This is a genomic window from Campylobacter bilis, assembly GCF_016806695.1.
GTDB classification, from domain to species: domain Bacteria; phylum Campylobacterota; class Campylobacteria; order Campylobacterales; family Campylobacteraceae; genus Campylobacter_D; species Campylobacter_D bilis.
This window is the reverse complement of record NZ_WUED01000005.1, coordinates 89,474-107,690: the sequence shown is the minus strand read 5'-3', so window position 1 is coordinate 107,690 and position 18,217 is coordinate 89,474. Positions and strand designations below refer to the sequence as shown.

The 18,217-nt window shown below is 29.8% G+C and carries 20 protein-coding genes; 13 read left to right on the top strand and 7 right to left on the bottom strand.

Annotated elements, in window-relative coordinates; translation table 11 throughout:
• Positions 1 to 184 precede the first annotated feature (184 nt).
• The 11 genes from napA (at position 185) to purU (ending at position 9,105) form a co-directional block, all read left to right on the top strand.
• Positions 185 to 2,956, top strand: coding sequence for a periplasmic nitrate reductase subunit alpha (gene napA, locus GRQ01_RS03620; protein WP_158334475.1), 2,772 nt, complete (start codon positions 185 to 187; stop codon positions 2,954 to 2,956).
• Positions 2,957 to 2,971: 15 nt separating this feature from the next.
• Complete coding sequence (gene napG, locus GRQ01_RS03615) at positions 2,972 to 3,712, top strand: ferredoxin-type protein NapG (RefSeq protein WP_158334474.1); 741 nt, start codon at positions 2,972 to 2,974, stop codon at positions 3,710 to 3,712.
• The gene (gene napH / locus GRQ01_RS03610) at positions 3,709 to 4,494 is read left to right on the top strand and encodes a quinol dehydrogenase ferredoxin subunit NapH (RefSeq protein WP_158334473.1); all 786 of its coding nucleotides are present in this window, start codon (positions 3,709 to 3,711) and stop codon (positions 4,492 to 4,494) included. The genes napG and napH overlap by 4 nt, the downstream gene beginning before the upstream one ends.
• Complete coding sequence (locus GRQ01_RS03605) at positions 4,491 to 5,000, top strand: nitrate reductase cytochrome c-type subunit (RefSeq protein ID WP_158334472.1); 510 nt, start codon at positions 4,491 to 4,493, stop codon at positions 4,998 to 5,000. The genes napH and GRQ01_RS03605 overlap by 4 nt, the downstream gene beginning before the upstream one ends.
• 3 nt (positions 5,001 to 5,003) lie before the next feature.
• Positions 5,004 to 5,918, top strand: coding sequence for a WD40 repeat domain-containing protein (locus GRQ01_RS03600; RefSeq protein WP_158334471.1), 915 nt, complete (start codon positions 5,004 to 5,006; stop codon positions 5,916 to 5,918).
• Positions 5,911 to 6,249 carry a chaperone NapD gene (locus tag GRQ01_RS03595; protein WP_158334470.1) on the top strand — a complete coding sequence of 113 codons (339 nt, stop codon included), beginning with the start codon at positions 5,911 to 5,913 and terminating at the stop codon, positions 6,247 to 6,249. Before GRQ01_RS03600 ends, GRQ01_RS03595 begins: the two co-directional genes overlap by 8 nt.
• A 9-nt stretch (positions 6,250 to 6,258) precedes the next feature.
• Positions 6,259 to 6,432, top strand: a complete 174-nt coding sequence (locus tag GRQ01_RS03590) for a hypothetical protein (protein WP_193699215.1) — start codon at positions 6,259 to 6,261, stop codon at positions 6,430 to 6,432.
• 77 nt (positions 6,433 to 6,509) lie between these two features.
• Positions 6,510 to 6,755, top strand: a complete 246-nt coding sequence (locus GRQ01_RS03585) for a hypothetical protein (RefSeq protein ID WP_158334469.1) — start codon at positions 6,510 to 6,512, stop codon at positions 6,753 to 6,755.
• Positions 6,752 to 7,198, top strand: a complete 447-nt coding sequence (gene ciaD / locus GRQ01_RS03580) for an effector protein CiaD (RefSeq protein ID WP_158334468.1) — start codon at positions 6,752 to 6,754, stop codon at positions 7,196 to 7,198. Before GRQ01_RS03585 ends, ciaD begins: the two co-directional genes overlap by 4 nt.
• Positions 7,167 to 8,333: a tRNA nucleotidyltransferase/poly(A) polymerase-related protein gene (locus GRQ01_RS03575; RefSeq protein WP_158334467.1), complete on the top strand. Its 1,167-nt coding sequence runs from the start codon at positions 7,167 to 7,169 to the stop codon at positions 8,331 to 8,333. The genes ciaD and GRQ01_RS03575 overlap by 32 nt, the downstream gene beginning before the upstream one ends.
• Positions 8,281 to 9,105 (top strand): formyltetrahydrofolate deformylase, encoded by an 825-nt coding sequence (gene purU / locus GRQ01_RS03570; RefSeq protein ID WP_158334466.1) that lies wholly within the window; start codon positions 8,281 to 8,283, stop codon positions 9,103 to 9,105. The genes GRQ01_RS03575 and purU overlap by 53 nt, the downstream gene beginning before the upstream one ends.
• Here the strand turns inward: purU and GRQ01_RS03565 are convergent.
• Positions 9,102 to 10,376 carry an aminotransferase class V-fold PLP-dependent enzyme gene (locus GRQ01_RS03565; RefSeq protein ID WP_158334465.1) on the bottom strand — a complete coding sequence of 425 codons (1,275 nt, stop codon included), beginning with the start codon at positions 10,374 to 10,376 and terminating at the stop codon, positions 9,102 to 9,104. The genes purU and GRQ01_RS03565 overlap by 4 nt on opposite strands.
• A gap of 173 nt (positions 10,377 to 10,549) precedes the next feature.
• Here GRQ01_RS03565 and GRQ01_RS03560 point away from each other — a divergent pair, with 173 nt between their 5' ends.
• Together GRQ01_RS03560 and GRQ01_RS03555 are read left to right on the top strand one after the other, a co-directional pair.
• Entirely contained in the window at positions 10,550 to 11,290 is a 741-nt protein-coding gene (locus GRQ01_RS03560) for a DUF234 domain-containing protein (RefSeq protein ID WP_228892777.1), read from the top strand.
• Positions 11,283 to 12,320: a fla regulon two-component system sensor histidine kinase FlgS gene (locus GRQ01_RS03555; protein ID WP_158334463.1), complete on the top strand. Its 1,038-nt coding sequence runs from the start codon at positions 11,283 to 11,285 to the stop codon at positions 12,318 to 12,320. Before GRQ01_RS03560 ends, GRQ01_RS03555 begins: the two co-directional genes overlap by 8 nt.
• Here GRQ01_RS03555 and GRQ01_RS03550 read toward each other — a convergent pair.
• The 6 genes from GRQ01_RS03550 to GRQ01_RS03525 are packed head-to-tail and all read right to left on the bottom strand — an operon-like array spanning position 12,307 to position 18,178.
• Positions 12,307 to 13,740, bottom strand: a complete 1,434-nt coding sequence (locus GRQ01_RS03550; protein ID WP_158334462.1) for a Mur ligase family protein — start codon at positions 13,738 to 13,740, stop codon at positions 12,307 to 12,309. The two genes, GRQ01_RS03555 and GRQ01_RS03550, sit on opposite strands and share 14 nt — an antisense overlap.
• Positions 13,734 to 14,465 carry an alpha/beta fold hydrolase gene (locus GRQ01_RS03545; RefSeq protein WP_158334461.1) on the bottom strand — a complete coding sequence of 244 codons (732 nt, stop codon included), beginning with the start codon at positions 14,463 to 14,465 and terminating at the stop codon, positions 13,734 to 13,736. The genes GRQ01_RS03550 and GRQ01_RS03545 overlap by 7 nt, the downstream gene beginning before the upstream one ends.
• Before the next feature lies 1 nt (position 14,466).
• Positions 14,467 to 14,682 carry a type II toxin-antitoxin system Phd/YefM family antitoxin gene (locus tag GRQ01_RS03540; RefSeq protein ID WP_158334460.1) on the bottom strand — a complete coding sequence of 72 codons (216 nt, stop codon included), beginning with the start codon at positions 14,680 to 14,682 and terminating at the stop codon, positions 14,467 to 14,469.
• A 59-nt stretch (positions 14,683 to 14,741) separates the two neighbouring features.
• Positions 14,742 to 15,782, bottom strand: coding sequence for a D-alanine--D-alanine ligase (locus GRQ01_RS03535; RefSeq protein ID WP_158334459.1), 1,041 nt, complete (start codon positions 15,780 to 15,782; stop codon positions 14,742 to 14,744).
• Between the two features lie 9 nt (positions 15,783 to 15,791).
• A complete protein-coding gene (ruvA, locus tag GRQ01_RS03530) occupies positions 15,792 to 16,343 on the bottom strand; it encodes a Holliday junction branch migration protein RuvA (protein WP_158334458.1) in 552 nt (183 codons plus the stop codon).
• The gene (locus GRQ01_RS03525) at positions 16,319 to 18,178 is read right to left on the bottom strand and encodes a flagellar assembly protein A (RefSeq protein WP_158334457.1); all 1,860 of its coding nucleotides are present in this window, start codon (positions 18,176 to 18,178) and stop codon (positions 16,319 to 16,321) included. The genes ruvA and GRQ01_RS03525 overlap by 25 nt, the downstream gene beginning before the upstream one ends.
• Between the last annotated feature and the right edge of the window lie 39 nt (positions 18,179 to 18,217).

Sequence of the window (18,217 nt, the reverse complement as noted above, 5' to 3'; positions counted from 1 at the left end):
GCTTATTTATATATAAAACCTCTTTATTAATCTTTTTTACAATATTATGTCATGATGAATAAAAAAAGGACAATAAAACTCCTATAATATAGAGCTTTAAAATTATTTTTTAAGTTAAAAAATTTCAAGATATTTTTATTTTTTATTATTTATAATGAAATGATTTTTTATCTTGGAGGAAAAGATGAATAGAAGGGATTTTATTAAAAATACTGCTATTGCTAGTGCTGCTAGTGTTGCAGGATTGAGCATGCCAAACACTATGCTTGGGGCACAAGAAGAGTGGAAATGGGATAAGGCTGTTTGTAGGTTTTGCGGGACAGGATGCGGGATTATGGTGGCTAAAAAAGAAGGCAAGATTGTAGCTATAAAAGGCGATCCCGCAGCACCTGTAAACCGTGGGCTTAATTGTATTAAAGGGTATTTTAATGCTAAGATAATGTATGGAGAAGATCGCCTTGTTATGCCTTTATTACGTATGAATGATAAAGGTGAGTTTGATAAACAGGGTAAATTCCAGCAAGTTTCTTGGCAAAGAGCCTTTGATGAAATGGAAAAACAATTTAAAAAAGCTTATAATGACTTAGGCGTTAAAGGGGTAGGAATCTTTGCTAGTGGCCAATACACTATTCAAGAAGGTTATGCGGCTTTAAAGCTTGCAAAGGCAGGTTTTAGAACAAATAATATTGATCCTAATGCAAGGCATTGTATGGCTTCTGCTGTTGTTGGTTTTATGCAAACTTTTGGGAGTGATGAGCCATCAGGATGTTATGATGATATTGAGCTTACTGATACTATTATCACTTGGGGAGCAAATATGGCTGAAATGCATCCTATACTTTGGTCAAGGGTAAGTGATAGAAAATTAAGCAATCTTGATAAGGTTAAAATTATCAATTTAAGTACTTTTTCTAATAGAACTTCAAATATTGCTGATGAAGAGATTATTTTTAAGCCTAATACAGACTTAGCCATTTGGAATTATATAGCAAGAGAGATAGTCTATAATCATCCTGAGGCTATGGATGAAAAATTTATCAAAGAACACTGTGTATTTGCAACAGGTTATGCTGATATTGGCTATGGTATGAGAAATAATGCTAATCATCCTTCATTTAAACAAAGTGAAAAAGATACAGTAGAGAAAGAAAATTCTATCATTTTAGATGAAGAAGAAGCTTTATCTCTTGCCTATCTTGGACTTAAGATGGGGGATAAATTAGAAATGAAGCATCAAAATCTTGCAGATTTAAATTGGGAAATTTCCTTTGAAGAATTTAAAAAAGCACTAGATCCTTATACTTTAGAATATACAGCCAAAGTCGCTAAAGGCGATGAGAATGAGTCTTTAGAAGATTTTAAGAAAAAACTTCAAACATTAGCAAATTTATATATTGAAAAAGATCGTAAAGTGGTGAGTTTTTGGACTATGGGGTTTAATCAACATACGCGAGGTTCATGGGTAAATGAACAAGCTTATATGGTGCATTTTTTACTTGGAAAGCAAGCTAAGCCTGGTAATGGAGCCTTTTCTTTAACAGGTCAGCCTAGTGCTTGTGGAACAGCTAGGGAAGTGGGGACTTTTTCACACCGTTTGCCTGCAGATATGGTTGTTGCAAATCCAAAGCACAGAGAAATTTCAGAAAAAATTTGGAAAATACCTGCAAAAACTATCAATCCAAAACCAGGATCGCCTTATCTTAATATCATGAGAGATTTAGAAGATGGAAAGATTAAATTTGTTTGGGTACAAGTTAATAATCCATGGCAAAACACTGCTAATGCTAATCACTGGATCAATGCAGCCAGATATAAGGATAATTTTATCGTTGTGAGTGATTGCTATCCTGGAATTTCGGCTAAGGTGGCTGATCTTATTTTACCAAGTGCTATGATTTATGAAAAATGGGGTTCTTATGGCAATGCTGAAAGAAGAACGCAGCATTGGAGACAGCAAGTCTTGCCTGTAGGAGCAGCAATGAGTGATACTTGGCAAATTTTAGAATTTGCAAAGCGTTTTAAACTTAAAGAAGTGTGGAAAGAGCAAAAAGTAGACGATGAGCTTATTTTACCAAATGTTTTAAAAGAAGCTAAGGCTATGGGTTATAGTGAGGATGATACGCTTTTTGATGTGTTGTTTGCAAATAAAGAAGCAAAAAGTTTTCATGCTAATGATGCTATTGCTAAGGGTTTTGATAACACAGATGTTAAGGGTGATGAAAGAAAAATTATAGGCAGTGATGGAAAGGAATTTCAAGGCTATGGATTTTTTATCCAAAAATATCTTTGGGAAGAGTATCGTAAATTTGGTTTAGGACATGGGCATGATTTGGCTGATTTTGATACTTATCATAAGGTAAGAGGTTTAAGATGGCCTGTGGTTAATGGTAAAGAAACTCAATGGAGGTTTAATACTAAATTTGATTATTATGCTAAAAAATCAGCCCCTGATTCTGATTTTGCTTTCTATGGAGATTTTAATAAAATGCTTTTAAAGGGTGATTTAATAGAACCTAGGGAAGAAAAAGAACACAGTATTAAAAACAAAGCAAAAATTTTTTTCAGACCGTTTATGAAAGCCCCTGAAAGACCTAATGAGGAATATCCTTTTTGGCTTGCTACAGGAAGGGTTTTAGAGCATTGGCATAGTGGGACTATGACTATGCGCGTGCCTGAGCTTTACCGTGCGGTGCCTGAAGCACTTTGCTATATGCATGAAAAGGATGCACAAAATTTAGGTTTAGTACAAGGGGATTTAGTATGGATACAATCACGCCGGGGAAAAGTCAAAGCAAGAATAGATATGCGCGGAAGGAATAAACCGCCTGTAGGACTTGTTTATGTGCCATGGTTTGATGAAAATGTTTATATTAATAAAGTGACTTTAGATGCGACCTGTCCTTTATCAAAACAAACTGATTTTAAAAAATGTGCAGTAAAAATTTATAAGGCTTAGCTATAAGGCTTAATAATGAAAAACAGAAGAGAGTTTTTTGCTAGTGTTTTTAAAACTTTATGCCTTTGTACAGGAGCTGGGGTTTTTGTTAGCTTTATTTTAAAGGCTGATGATAGCTATGTTTTACGTCCACCTGGGGCTGAAGATAAGGAAAGATTTTTAAGCCGATGTATTCGCTGTGGATTGTGCGTGAAAGCTTGCCCTTATGATACTTTAAAGCTTGCTAGTTTATTTGATAGTGCTAAAAATGGTACGCCTTATTTTAAGGCAAGGGAAATTCCTTGTTATCTTTGTGAAGATATGCCTTGTATTAAGGAGTGTCCTAGCGATGCTTTAGATAAAAGGCATTTAGAACAAGGAATAGAGTCTTTAAAAATGGGTATTGCTATTGTTGATAGTGCTTCTTGTGTGGCACATTGGGGGATTCAGTGTGATGCTTGTTATAGGGCTTGTCCTTTGATAGATAGAGCTTTAAAGCTTGATCTTAAGCGCAATCAGCGTAGTGCTAAACATGCCTTTTTATTACCTAGTGTGGATCATGAAGTGTGTGTAGGGTGTGGTCTTTGTGAACTTGCTTGCATTACTCAAAAGCCTGCTATTCGCGTTTTACCAAGGGAGTATGTTTTAGGCAAGGCAGGATCTTATTATGTTAAAGGTTGGGATAAAAAAGATGAAGCACGCATAAAGGACTTGGATACTTCTAAGCATTTTGATGCTAAAAAAATCACAGATTATTTAAATGATGAGGAATTATGATGAGGTATTTAATCGCTAGACGCATGGTTCAAATTGGAATTTTAACTCTTTTTAATTTTGAAACTACGGATTTTATTTTAAAAGGTAATTTAAGTGCTTCTAAGCTTTTTAATACTGTGCCCTTAAGCGATCCTTTTGCGTTTTTACAAATTGTTTTGGCAAGTTGGAGTGTTGATTTTGTAGCTTTAATTGGGGCTTTGATTGTGTTTTTTATCTATGGGTGTTTTTTAGGAAGGGCTTTTTGCTCTTGGGTATGCCCTGTGAATTTAATCACTGATTTTGCCGCTTTTATAAGAACCTTATTGGCTTTAAAGAATAAAGTTTTTATTTTGCCTAGGAATTTACGCTATTTTGTTTTACTTGGGGTTTTAATCCTTTCTTTTGTATTATCTTTACCTGTATTTGAAAGCTTTTCTTATATAGGAGTGATTCATAGGGGGATTATTTTTGCTACTAGTTCTTGGCTTTTTGTAGCTTTTATGCTTTTTTGTATTGATACTTTTTTAAGTCCTAGGGCGATTTGTTCGCATTTTTGTCCTTTAGGGGCTTTTTATGCTTTTATTTCTCGTTTTGCTTTATTGAAGATAAAACATGATAGCCATAAATGCACCCAATGTTATAAATGCATGCTTGTTTGTCCTGAAAAACAGGTTTTATGGATGATTGGCAAACAAAGTGCTAGTGTTAAATCAGGAGAATGTATAAGGTGTGCAAGATGCATAGAAGTTTGCAATGATGATGCTTTGAATTTTAATATATTTGATTTAAGGAAGAAAAGATGAAAAAGAAAGCGATTTTATTATTAAGTGCTGCAATGGTTTATGGAATAGCTAATGGACTAAGTTCAGAGCAAATTGGACTTAGAAAAGCAAGTTTAGAGAATGAAAATAAGGTAAATTTACTTGAGGCTAATTTTACAAAATTACAGCCTGGAGAATCTACCCGTTTTGATCGTGCTTATGAGAATGCACCCCCACTCATACCGCATGCTATTGAAGATTTTTTGCCTATTACTAGAGAGAATAATACCTGTTTAAGCTGTCATGATAAAGCCCTAGCAGCAAGCATGGGTGCAACTCCACTTCCTCCAAGTCATTATTATGATTTTAGACAGAATAAAAGCACGGGTGATAAAATCAGCGATACGCGCTTTAATTGCACACAATGTCATGTTCCACAAAGTGATGCTAAGCCTTTAGTGGGAAATAGTTTTAAACCTGAATTTAAAAACGAACAATTAAAAAATCATTCTAATTTAATTGATGTCATTAATGAAGGCGTTAAATAAATAATGAAAAAGATTTTTTTTATTTTAAGTTTTTTATATATTTTATCTTTTGCTTATGAGTTAAAATTAAATTCTAATGTGACGGCCTTAAAATTTCATGAGCAAAATTTATATATAGGCACAGATAAAGGCGAAGTTTTAAAATATCATATACAAAATAAAAATTTAAAAAAACTTTTATCTTTAGCCAAAATTAAAAATTATTATGGAGAGGATTTTAGCAAGATTTATAGTATTGATATTTTTGAAAATACGCTTTTAGTACTAAGCGAAGGTGATTTTGGGACAAAAAATTTAAGTTTTTATAATAATGAGTTGCAAATTAACAAACTCAAAGATAATGGTATAATTAAAGCATTTTTTATAGATAAAAATACCTATCTTTTAGTCTCTATGGGATCTGAAATTAAATCAGTGGATAAAAACTTATTTTATATAAAAGAATTTAGTTTTTCTCATTCTAGTCTTAATGATGCGGTATTAAGTGAGGATAGAAGCAAATTGCTTGCGGGTTTTGAAAGTGGAGAAGTGGAGCTTTTTGATTTAAAAAATTGGAAAATACTTAAAAACTATGATAAAATGCATAAAGATAATATCTATCAAGTGGATTTTAAAAATAATACTATTTTAAGCTGTGGAACAGATAGGCGTATAGTTTTGATAAAAGATGGAAGGCAAAATTTCTTGCAAAAAGATTTTTTAATTTATGCTTGTGCCTTAGATCCTAGTGGTAATTTAGCTATTTATAGTGACAATGAAGCTGGAATTTGTGAAGTTTTTGATACGAACACTTTTAAGAGTCTTAAGGTTTTTGATAATAAGAATTTGATGGTGGAATTTATTGTTTTTTTAAATTATAAAGACTTTGTTTTTTCAGGTTTTGGTCAGAGTATAATGTTTAGGAGTATTGATGAATAATCTTTCTAGTGTTTTGATTTTAGCAAAAGAAGAGCACATGCAGGATTTAAAGCAAGCCATCATAAAGCTTCCTTTGTGTTCAGTAGAGCTTTGTGAAAAAGGAAAAATAGTAGTTGTTATTGAAAGTGAAAATTTAGAAGAGGAATTAAATTCTTATAAAATGCTTGAAAAATTGCCCAATATTATTAGCATTAACATGGTCTTTTCTTACCAGAATCTAGAAGAAGATATACAAAAGGCTACCCACAGTAAAGCAATGCAAACTATAGAAAAAAATGAAGATGCTAAGGATATTTTTTATTATGGTAGTATTTTTAACCGATTTTCTTAAGCGGGTTTTATGGTATTTTTAATCCCTTTGCTTGTTATAATAGCTATTGTTTTTGGGCTTGATTATATATATTTTAAAGATCAAGATAAGCTTATTCAAATTGATAAAAAAGAACAAGATTTTAATTCTAGTTTAGAAGAACAAAGAAAACAATATATAAAAGATTTATTTAAGACAAAATAGTATTAAGCTTTTATTTTTTCTTAAAGATAAGTTAAAATGCTTTTTGATAAAATCAAGAAAAATATTTAGGAAAAAAAATGAAAAATACAGTCACTGAAGCTTCTATTTATGAAGCTCAAGGGCTTAAAGATGAGGCTTTAGAAATTTATAAAAATATCTTAAAACAAGATCCTCATAATCAAAATGCCATTGATGCTATACGTCGTCTTAGTGGTTTTAGGTCTAAACATAGGGATTTAAACACTCAAATGTTAGATTTTTTTATTAATATGAAAAGTGATGAAGAATTTAACGAATTTAAAAGGTGGTTAATAAAAATATGAATTTGGAAGATTTAGCTAAAAAAACCATTAATGAAGTAAGTTCTATAATGGAAGAGCAAAGAAAACAAGGCCAACAAGATTTTAATGATAGTGCGCAAGAAAATTTACACTCTTTGCATCCTAAACAATTGCATGAGCAACAAGAACTAGAAGATAAAATTTCTTTAGCGAAATTAGAAGAGGAAGAAATAATACAAAATAAGATAGAAAATACTTCTACAGAAAATAAAAAAGAATTTTCTCAAAATGAGAATTCAAACCTCGTAGTAGAAGTTCAAAGTCTAAATGAAGATATATTTTTACAGCGCCTTAGAGAGAGGATTTTAGTACTTTTTGAAGGTTTAAATAGCATAAAAGAAGAAGAGCTTGAAAGCAGATTAAATTTAACCTTAAATTTCTTAGAGTTTTTGCTTGCAAACATTGAATATAAGCTTAAAAAATAATACTCATTTGCGTTTTATCGCTGATTTTTTTAGGCCCTATACCCAAAGGGCTTATTTGGTTGGGGGTAGTGTTAGGGATTTGTTTTTGGGTTTAAAAATCAATGATTATGATATAGAATTTTATGATATAAAGCCCAAAGATTTTGAAAAAATCATGCAAGAATTAGGCGCGCAAGGTTTTGGAAAAAGTTTTTTTGTATATAAATTTAAAAATTACGATCTTGGACTTGCTAGAACAGAGAATAAAACAGGTTATGGTCATGCAGGTTTTGAAGTAAAAATTTGTCATGATGAAAAATTAGCGGCAAAAAGGCGCGATTTTACTATTAATTCTATGATGATAAATCTTTTTAATGATGAGTTTTTAGATTTTTATGGAGGATTGCAAGATCTTAAAAAGGGTTGTTTAAGACATATTGATGAACAAAGCTTTCAAGAAGATAGTTTAAGAGTTTTAAGAGCAGTGGTTTTTGCTTCGAGATTTGGTTTTAAGATAGCTAAAGAAAGTTTAGCTTTAATGAAAAATATGTCCATAAAAGATCTTAGTAAAGATAGGATTAATACTGAACTTTATAAATTTTTTAAAAGTTCTAAGCTTGATGTGGGTTATAAATATTTACAAGAACTTGGTTTAGAACAAGCGATTTTTGGTTTTGAAAATTCTTTTAAGGGTGTGGAATTTCAAAATTTACTTAGAGATACAAGGGTTTTTATTAAAGATGATGCTTTGTTTTTGTATTTGTATTTGAATTATTTTCAATTAGATAAAGAGGTATTTTTTAAAAATACTAAGCTTAAAAAAGAATATTCGAAAAAAGCAAATCAAGCTTTTTATTTAAACAATATGAGTGATTTTGAATTAGCAAAAATTGCTTTGGATATACCTTTGAAAGAATGGCTTGGGCTTTGGGATGAAAAACGTATCAAGCAAGCTAAAAAATTAAAGCTTTATGAGAATAAATTTAAAAGTAAAATTTTAGCGAAAGATTTTTTAAATGCTGGGATTTATGGTAAAATGCTGGGTTTAAAACTCCAACAAGCAAAAGAAAATGAGTTAAAAGAATATATAGAAGGTGGGATTGATGGTTCGTGTCTTAAAGATTTGCACTCAAGATCAAAAAGGATTGATTTATAAAATCTCTGATGTTATTTTTAAATATCATATTAATATAGTTAAAAATGATGAATTTGTAGGCGAAGGAATGTTCTTTTTTCGTGCTATTTTAGAAGGTGATTTTAAAAAAGAAGCATTTATCCAAACCCTTAAGGTTGTATTAGGTCAAGAAGCTTTGATCGAACTTTGTGAGAAAAGAAAGAAAAATATTGTTGTTTTTGCGACTAAAGAAAGCCATTGTTTGGGCGATTTATTAATAAGGCATTATAGTAATGAGCTTCAAGCTGACATTAAAGCTGTGATTTCAAATCATGATGTGCTTAAGGGCTTGGTAGAAAAATTTAACATTGCATATCATCATATAAGTGCACAAGATTTAAGTCGAGAAGAGCAAGAAAAACAAGTTTTAGAGTGTTTGAAGCAATATCAATTTGATTATTTGATTTTAGCAAAATATATGAGAATTTTATCGCCTGATTTTGTAGAGCATTTTGAAGGCAAGATTATTAACATCCATCATTCTTTTTTACCTGCGTTTATAGGAGCAAATCCTTACAAGCAAGCTTTTGAAAGAGGGGTTAAAATCATTGGTGCAACAGCACATTTTGTTAATAATAATCTTGATGAAGGGCCTATCATCACTCAAGCGGTTTTATCTATTAACCATGAATATACTTGGCAAGACATGCAACAAGCTGGAAGAAATATAGAAAAAGATGTTCTTTCAAAGGCACTTGATTTGGTTTTTGAAGATAGAATTTTTATACACAATAATAAAACTATAATATTTTAATGTGATAATTTTGCTATAGTTTTATAAAGTGCATTGAAAAAATAATCAAGATCTTCTTTTTCGTGAGTATAATGTAGGCTTATTCTTAGCCAACCTGGTTTTGTTTTTAACTTTTCATTGTCTTTTAATCCTAATAAATCATGCCCATAAGGACCTGCACAAGCACAACCTGCACGTGTTTCTATGCGGTATTTTTTGCTTAATTCATAAGCGATATCAAAAGGAGAAATTCCTTTGATATTAAAAGCAAAAATAGGCAAGCGCTTTTTTAAATTCCTTGCATACAATATGAGGTTGGGTACGGATTTTAGTTTCTTAAAACAATAATCTTTTAAAATTTCTTCTTTTTGTTGTATTTGTTTTACCCCTATGGCATCTTTGATTTTAAAGGCTAAGCCTGCACGGATGAGTTGTAAAATTCCTGGTGTGCCACCTTCTTCTAAGGCTTCTTCATTGCAAAGATAGCATTGAGAAGTGCGAGAAACGTAGCCTACAGTGCCTCCAGCAGCAAAGCTAGGTTTAGTACCACAAAATTCTTTTTTAATGACTAAAATTCCTGATCCTCCTATACCGCCTATGAGTTTATGAGAGCTTATAAATAAAGCATCATAATATTTACACGGTATATTTTTATAAGGAATAAAACTTGATGCATCAAAAGCAATTATTCCTTTGACTTGGCGTATCATTTTACAAATGCGTTTATAATCGCTTAATATCCCTGTGACATTTGAGCTTAAAGAAAAGCTAGCGATGATTTTTCTTGTTTTGTTTTTTTGTAGTATTTTTTCTAAAAAATCAAAGTCAATTTCACCATTTTTGTCTAAAGGAATCCTTATGCACTCACACAAACCCTCGCGAAAAGAAAGTTCATTAGAATGGTGTTCATAAGGCCCTACGATAACCAAAGGAAGTGTGGTTTTGTCTATTTGGGTAAAATACTTTTCTTTTAATATAGGAGGGATATAAATTCCAAGTAATTCTTGAAATTTCTTAATCGCAGCGCTTGATCCTACCCCACAGGCTATGAGAGCAAAATTTTCATCAAGTAATAGGCTTTTTTTTATATTTTGTCTTGCTTGTTCGTAAATTTCTTGAGTTTTAAAGGAGTTTAAAGAGCTATCAGAATGTGTATTAGCATAGCTTGGAAGGATTTTGGCTAATTCTTTTTCTACGCATTTAAGGGCTAGAGCACTTGCTGCGAAATCAAAATGTAAAACTCCTTTTTTTAAAATAATTTCTTTTTTCAAATCTGAAATTTGCAATTGCAATCCTTTAAAATTTTGCTAAAATTATACTATAAAAATACTTTTAAAAAAGGAAAAATATAAAATTTAAAGATTTTTCAAGTTTATATAAAAAGCTTAGTTTGGATAAGCTTTTTGATTTTTATAGCGTTTTTGATGGTTTTGAACCTTTAGAAGGATTAAACTTAGAAAATGATATTTTTGAAACTATTGAAGAAAGGTTGTTGAAAAATTATTTTTTTATAAAAAATCAATTTGATTTTGATGAGATTATTTCTTATGCTTTGATATTGCTAGCTAAAAATAATCGCAAACGTTTTTCCATCAATAAAAAAATTCAACATTTTAAAGCTTTATCCGCACTTCAATTTCTTTTAAAAAAAGGTATTTTAAAGCTTGAAATAAGCAAAGAGCTTAAAAAAGATAAAAGCAAAAGACAAAAATTAAAAAAAGAATTAAGATCTTATGTTATTCAAGATAAAATTATATTTGCAAATCATTTTACACGTTTTTTCTTTTATTTTTTAAAACCTAATGAAAAACTGATTTTACAAGGAAGATATGAGGAAGTTTTAAAGAAAATAAAAGATAAATTTGAACTTTATCAAAGTTTTTGTTTTGAGCAGCTTTCTTGTGAATTTATAGAAAATTGGTTTAAGATAAAAGGAGTGCAGAGTTATTGGGATAAAGATATGGAAATTGATCTTTATTATAAAGATGAAAAATTATGTATCATTGGAGAGGCTAAATTTAAAAATAAAAAAATTTGCAAAAATATTTTAAATCTTTTGAAATTAAAAGCCAAAAATTTAAAATTAATGCCTCATTATTATATTATAATTTCAAAAAATGGTTTTAGTAAAGAAATGCATAAAATTTGTGAATCAGGTTTGTTTTTATTTGAGTTGAATGATTTTAAAGGAATGATAAATGAATGAAAGTATTTTAAAAAGCTTAGATTCTAATGAAAAAGAAATTTTACAAAAAGGTCTTGAGAGTTTGATTGAACAAACTTATGTTATAGAAAATGAATATAAAATTTTAAACGAAAATTATAATTTTTTACGTGCTATGGTTGATGAAATCATAGAGGTGTTGCCTAGTGCTCTTTGGATTTTAGATAAGCATAAGCATATTATTTTACAAAATCAAGAAGCTTTAAAAAACCCTAAATTATTAAATATTATCAGTTTAGAAAAAATGCGTGATGAGTTAGAGTTTGAAGGAAGTTTTTATGCTATAAAAATTATAGCTCATAATGAAAAAACCATTGTTTCTGCTATTGACATTAGTGATGAAAAGCGTAATGAAAGACTTGCAAGCATGGGAAGTGTGGCTGCACGCTTAGCCCATGAAATAAGAAATCCTATAGGTTCTATTTCTTTGCTTACTTCCATGCTTTTTGCGCGTAGTGAACTTAAAAACAAGCACATAGTCCTTGAAATTCAAAAAGCCATTGCTAGAGTTGAACGCATAGTTAATTCTACCTTGCTTTTTACTAAGGGCGTTCATATTAATGCTAGTTATTTTAATCTTTTAGAACTAAAAGAAGAGTGTGAAAGTGCTATTAATTCTTATAATTTTTCTACACCTATTGATTTTGTTATCCGTTTTTTAGATATGCAAATTTATGCAGATAAGGATCTTTTGAGTGTGGTTTTGCAAAATTTGATTTACAATGCTATTGATGCTGTAGAAGAACAAGATCTTCAAAACCCAAAAATTCAAATTCTAGCTTCTTGTAAGAAAAATATTTTGTGCGTGCGAGTTTATGATAATGGTTGTGAAATCAAAGATGAAAACATGGTCTTTGAAGCCTTTAAAACAACCAAGCTTAGAGGCAATGGTCTTGGATTGTCTCTTTCTAAAGAGATTATTGATGCACACAAAGGAAAGTTAGGATTTGAACTTAAGCCTAAAAATTTTTATTTTACCTTGCCTATAAGCCCTGAATTTAAAGATAACTAGGAGTATCATTAGAAAAAAGGATCAAGTCTCCTTGTTTTGTTTCTTTAGCAAGGGTTTGGATTAAATCGTTTTTGTCTTTTAGTATAAGGGTTTTGATTTTTAACTCTTTTTTGAAAATTTCTGCATTGACATGAGCACTAATGATAGCTAAATCAAAGCATTTATTGATAACTTGGCAAAGTTTTTTATTTTCTTCTTCATTGACTTCAAGTATGCCAGGAGTGATTAAAACTTTCCTACCTTGATAATTCTTGCATAATTCATAGCTTTGACTCATGCCTTTAAAATTCCCATTAAATCCATCATCGATAATAAACTTAGGTTCTTTAGAAATCACACAAAGGCGGTGTTGTACTGAAGTAATTTTTTCTAAGTTTTCTTTGATTTTATTTAAGCTAACGCCTAAAAAATCAGCACAAAGTATACAAGCACAAAGATTTTGTGCGTTAAAAGAACCTAAAATTTGGCTTTTAAATGTTTCTTCTTTATTTTGGAAGAGTATTTTAAAATTTAAGCCTTCAAGGCTTGCTTGGACATTAATTATTTTATCATCATAAATACTTATTATGCCTTCTTCTTTTTTTTGTGTGCTAGAGTGTAAAAAGGCTTTTTTTAATCTTTTTGAATGAAGGGCTTCTAATTTAGTGTTTTTAATGTTTTCTATGCTTTTAAAATATTCTAAATGAGAATTGCCTATTTCGCCTATGATACAAATATGAGGGTTTAAAAAACGTGTAATTTCTAAAATATCTCCCTTTACCCTAGCTCCTGCTTCGGCGATATAAATTTGAGTGTTTTTTTGCAAATTTTCATTAATATCTTTAACTATGCCCATAAGAGTATTTACACTTCTTGGGGTTTTATAGCATAAAAAATCATCTTTTAAAAGATCATATAAAAAATTTTTCATACTTGTTTTTCCAAAACTTGCAGTGATGAGTATGATTTTAAGATTTTCATTGTGCATAATTTTTGCTTGGGCTTGGCGTTTAAAATATAAGTTAGTAAAAAAATCATAAATTTTTAAACTTAATAAACTTATAGGCAAGCAAGCAAGATTAAAAAGAAAAGAAAACTGCAAAGAAAGCAAAGAAAAAATTCCATTATAAATAAAAACAAAGACAAAAAACCATTTGATTTTATTGGTTAAAACAAGTTTTTTATCGATTTTTTTATTCCAAAGAAATAAAAGACTAGTATGAATAAGAGAAAAATATATCAAAGATGCCCAAGAAAAACCAAATGATAAAATATAAATAAAATAAGGAATGAGTAAAAAATATACATGCCAAAAATATCTATGATAATGAAAAATAACGCGCTTGAATTTATAAGAATACCATTGTAAAGCACTAATAAAATAAAAAGCTATGCAAAAATTAAAAATTAAAGTGTTAGCAAAATATAAAAAATCTAGCATGTTTTCCTTTCAGCTAGGAGTTTTTGCGCTATAAAAGCAGAATGTTTTAAAAAGAAAAAGTGATCTCCTTCTAGAGGATAAAAAGTGCTATTTTGTAAGAGTTCATGAAGGATTTGGCCGCAAGCTAGAGGCGTAGCCTTATCCTCTTTCCCCCAAAAAATAAGACTTTTTGCTTTTTGTTGGCTAAAAATTTCACTAAAATCTTCATCTACAACCTTTTTAAAAGTTGCATACATAATAGGATTAAGATTTACTCCATCTTTGCTGACAAAATAAGGATAAAATTTCCCCAAACCCAGGCGTTTTAAAATCTTAAAAATACGGATTTTTAACCGAATTTTAAGAGACTTTTGCTTTAAAATTCCTGCACTTGAAAGCAAGATGAGTGTGTCTTGCTCTTTAGCTAATAAAGCACTTATTTTACCCCCAAAAGAATGGCCCATGAAAAAACAGACATTTAATTTTTTTTGTTTTAAAAAGAGTTTTATGATATTAGCATAATCTTGAGTATTTAAAACTTCTGCAATGCTTGATTTGCCAAATCCAGCCAAATCTATATAAATTTGACAAAAGTCTTTTAAAAAAGGCCAAAAGCTTTGTTTCATGAGTTCTTTATTAGCACCCCAACCGTGTAAAATTAGTATTTGTGGTAAGAAAATTTCGCCTATGATTTCATAAGAAATTTGATAGTTTTTGTCTTTATAAACAAGCTGTGTTTGAGCCATTTTAAACCTTTTGATTTTTATAAATATTTTCTAAAAGTTGCACAGCATTTTGTAAGCGTTCAAATTCTTTCATATTGAGTATGACAGCTTCAAATTTATTGTTTTTTAAAACGACTATTTTGCCTGATTGGCTTTTTTTGAGTTTTTCCATAATGGGACTAAAATTTCTTACTACTTCTGTAGCAGTGTAAATTTCATCTTGTTTGAAAGAAAGCATTTTTGATCCTAAAATACGCTAAATTTTATGTATAATTTAGCGTATTTTTGCTTAAAAACTTATAATTTGCCTTTTTGTCCATTGATAGAATGAAGAAAATTATAATCGATTTTGATTTTTTCTTCTAAAGAAATTTGATTAGCTAAGGCATCTAAAGTAGCGTTGAAGTCTTCAAAAAGATAATTTGCTAAAGAACCAGGATTAGGATTGATTTCATTAAGATACACTTCATTATCAAGGATAAAAAAATCGCAGCGTATTAAGGCACCTTTAAATAAAGGATTATAAATTCTAGCAAAACTATTTTTTAATTTTTCTTGAAGCTCTTGAGTAAGATTTGCTTGTGTGATTTTAGTATGTGTTGAAAAGCTAAGATATTTTTGTTCAAAATCTAAAAATTCTTTTTTCTTAGGTTCTTCTATAAGGGAAAAAATGAAATCATCTTTGATCATACACCCTGCAAGATTGTATTCTTTAATATCACTTTTAAATTCTTCCACAAGAAGATCATTATCTAACTCAAAGCCTACATCCTTAGCGTATTCTAAATCTTTTTTGTCTTTAACAATGCTAATGCCTATGCTACTTCCTAATCTAGCAGGTTTTATAATGCAAGGTAAGGGAATATTTTCATGGGTATTTTGTGCCTTTCTTAGCATAGTGTAATTTAATGTTTTAACTCCTACGCTTTGTGCGTAAAGTTTGGTGAATTCTTTATTAAAAGACAATACGCTTGCTTCAAGCCTAGGGCCTATGAATTTAATAGAGTAAAAATCAAGCAAGGCAGCTACCTTTCCATCTTCACCATCCCTACCATGGATAAGATTGATCACACAATCAAAATCTAATTTCTTTTCTTTAAAAAACTTTTTGTAGAAAAAGCCATTTTGTTTTAAAAAAAGTTCTTTTTCTTTTTGATATGCTTTGGAGCTAAAGGTTTTAGAATTCATTTTTTGACTTCGAATATGATAAAATTTTCTCTCTTCATCACAAAAAATAAATTCTAAATTTTTAGAGATAACTTTTTTAAGTACTACAGCACTTACTATGCTGATTTCGTGTTCGTAAGAATTTCCGCCAAAAAGTATTGCATATTTCATTTTTTTCCTTTATGCTAATTTTTTAAGAGCTTCTTTGATAAGATCGCTTGCATTGTCTGCTTTGCAATTTGCTAAAACGCTTATAATTTTATCTTGTTTAAATCCTAAGCTTAATAAAGCAGATAAGGCTTGGTTTTTATCATCGTTTGTGCTTTCGAGTTTGGTTTTGACATCTGAAAGTTCTACTATGATGCGTTTTGCACTTTTTGCCCCTATACCAGGTACTTTTTTTAACATGCTTTCATCACCTGAATTTAAGGCTTTGTAAAAAGAATTTACATCAAGAGTTGAACAAATAGCCATAGCAGTGCTTGCTCCTACCCCATTGACTTTTAAAAGCATTTCAAAGATTTTTTGTTCTTCTTTGTCTAAAAAACCATAAAATTTATTAGAGTCTTCTTTAATGATTTGAGTGATGAAAAGTTCATATTTTTCTTGAGTTTGAAGCTTAGATGAGCAAAAAAGCGAAACAAAGATCCCATAGCTTAAACCACTTGAGCTTTTAATGATGATAAAAGCAGGTTCTTTTTTTGTAATTATTCCTTCGATGGCAACAACCATTGTATATCCTTTTGTTCATAATCTAGTTTTTTGTTTATTTGTATACGGGTTTGATTATTTTGTATGATTTTTGTAATGCCTATGAATTTGGCATTTTCATTAGTAAATGAAGAATAAAAAATATCTTTTTTAGGTTCTAAAAGAGAAAATTTTATTTCATTCATATCAGTCCATTTTCCACTTTTGTTTATAAAACTTGCATTAAAAAGCAATTTTTGCAATTGATTTAATTCTAATTGCAAATTTTTTTTGCGTTCAAGAAGTTCTTTTTCTTTATTTTGTAATTTATTTAATTGCAAGTTTTGTAAAGAAAAGTTTTTAAGAGCTTTTTTATATTGCACAGGAATGCTTTGTCCTTGTTTTGTAAGTTCTTCAAGTTTTTTTTCTATATCATGGATTCCATTTTTGCTAGATAAGATGTATTGTTTGATTTTACTTATTTGATGATTGAGTTTAGAGATTTGTTTTTCTAAAATCATCAATTCTTCATCATAATTTTTATCAGTGCTTTTTATTTTAGCATGGAATTTATTATTGTCTCCTTGGAAATTTTCTATTGTGGTATTTTCAAAAAAAACGCAAGAATTATTGCTTTGTAAATTTTGTATGTAAATTTTGTCTGCTTGTATATTCCCACCTAGACTTTTTTTGATTTTAACTTCTTTGGCTTTAATGGTCCCACCTTCTAATAAATCTATATCTATGCTTTCAGCTTGTGCAAATCCTCTGTGGGTTTTTATATAAGCTTGTTTTGCTTGAATTTTGGCTTTAGAATGGGTTGTGCCTTCAATTTTCATTGTTTTTGCACTTAATTGGGTATTGCTGCTTACATTGCCAAGGATGTTTAATTCTTCGCATTCTATTCCAACGCCTGAATTTACTGCATCTTTCATTTCTGAAGATAATTTTATATTGATCTTAACATTTTTATCCCATCCTGCTTTAATAATCCCTATATTTTTAAAATCTACTCCATTAAATTCTAAGTCATTAGCAATGTCAAATTTATTTCCATCTTGGACAACATAGCCTTTTTTTAAAGCTATATATTCTGTATGGTCGTCTTTTTGCACTTCTTTAAAGGCTTTAGAGCAAGAAAATTGGACCTTATTTTCATTAGGGGCTAGGACTTTTAGGGTATGAAGATTTAGATTTTTACCTTCTTTACCTTGTTTAAATTGGGTGTGTTTTAAAACAACTTCATTTTCATCTACGACTATTATGCCTGAACGTTTTTCATCTATGGTGTAGTTTTTTGTTTTGTCTTTATACACTAGTATTAAGGCTTCATCTTGAGTTTTAATAGGATCAATACCTTTAGCAATTGTAATTTGTACTGTTTTATTTAAGGGTGTATTTTTATGTTCTTTACAAAAGGAAAGCAAATTTTTTTTAAAATCAAAAATACGAATGCCTATTAAAAACCCAAGTTTTAGCATTTTTTTATAAATATTTTGTAAAAGTTCTAATGCTAATTTTTCATGAAATTTTAAATCTTTAAAATCAATTTGGGCTATTATTTTAGTTAAATTTTGATTTGCGATTAATTTGATTGCTTGGGATGTTTGACTAGGATGTGTAGTATGAAAAATTGCGATTTTGTATTCTTGTTTGATTTGAAGATCTTGTTTTAAAAAAATCTCATCGTTTTCAAAAAGCGTGAGTTTTGTTTCAGGGATTTTATTCCATTGTAAATCTTCAAAGCGATATTGGGTATTAAAGGCTAATAAATTAAAATCAAGTTCGTTTAAATTAATATTTTTTTGCGAGGCTATGTTTAAAAGTTCGCGAGCTGGATTGTCTGTATAGGTAATAATAGCTTCATCTAAGGTCAAAACTTTCCCCTTGTTGTAAGAATTAAGTAAATAATTATA

Excerpts from the sequence above, each read along its gene's own strand:
- purU (WP_158334466.1), top strand. The coding sequence starts at position 8,281 with ATGGTTCGTGTCTTAAAGATTTGCACTCAAGATCAAAAAGGATTGATT.
- GRQ01_RS03550 (WP_158334462.1), bottom strand. The coding sequence starts at position 13,740 with ATGCTAGATTTTTTATATTTTGCTAACACTTTAATTTTTAATTTTTGC.
- GRQ01_RS03605 (WP_158334472.1), top strand. The coding sequence starts at position 4,491 with ATGAAAAAGAAAGCGATTTTATTATTAAGTGCTGCAATGGTTTATGGA.
- GRQ01_RS03555 (WP_158334463.1), top strand. The coding sequence starts at position 11,283 with ATGAATGAAAGTATTTTAAAAAGCTTAGATTCTAATGAAAAAGAAATT.
- ciaD (WP_158334468.1), top strand. The coding sequence starts at position 6,752 with ATGAATTTGGAAGATTTAGCTAAAAAAACCATTAATGAAGTAAGTTCT.
- GRQ01_RS03600 (WP_158334471.1), top strand. The coding sequence starts at position 5,004 with ATGAAAAAGATTTTTTTTATTTTAAGTTTTTTATATATTTTATCTTTT.
- GRQ01_RS03590 (WP_193699215.1), top strand. The coding sequence starts at position 6,259 with ATGGTATTTTTAATCCCTTTGCTTGTTATAATAGCTATTGTTTTTGGG.
- GRQ01_RS03545 (WP_158334461.1), bottom strand. The coding sequence starts at position 14,465 with ATGGCTCAAACACAGCTTGTTTATAAAGACAAAAACTATCAAATTTCT.
- GRQ01_RS03585 (WP_158334469.1), top strand. The coding sequence starts at position 6,510 with ATGAAAAATACAGTCACTGAAGCTTCTATTTATGAAGCTCAAGGGCTT.
- napA (WP_158334475.1), top strand. The coding sequence starts at position 185 with ATGAATAGAAGGGATTTTATTAAAAATACTGCTATTGCTAGTGCTGCT.
- GRQ01_RS03595 (WP_158334470.1), top strand. The coding sequence starts at position 5,911 with ATGAATAATCTTTCTAGTGTTTTGATTTTAGCAAAAGAAGAGCACATG.
- ruvA (WP_158334458.1), bottom strand. The coding sequence starts at position 16,343 with ATGGTTGTTGCCATCGAAGGAATAATTACAAAAAAAGAACCTGCTTTT.
- napH (WP_158334473.1), top strand. The coding sequence starts at position 3,709 with ATGATGAGGTATTTAATCGCTAGACGCATGGTTCAAATTGGAATTTTA.
- napG (WP_158334474.1), top strand. The coding sequence starts at position 2,972 with ATGAAAAACAGAAGAGAGTTTTTTGCTAGTGTTTTTAAAACTTTATGC.
- GRQ01_RS03535 (WP_158334459.1), bottom strand. The coding sequence starts at position 15,782 with ATGAAATATGCAATACTTTTTGGCGGAAATTCTTACGAACACGAAATC.
- GRQ01_RS03540 (WP_158334460.1), bottom strand. The coding sequence starts at position 14,682 with ATGCTTTCTTTCAAACAAGATGAAATTTACACTGCTACAGAAGTAGTA.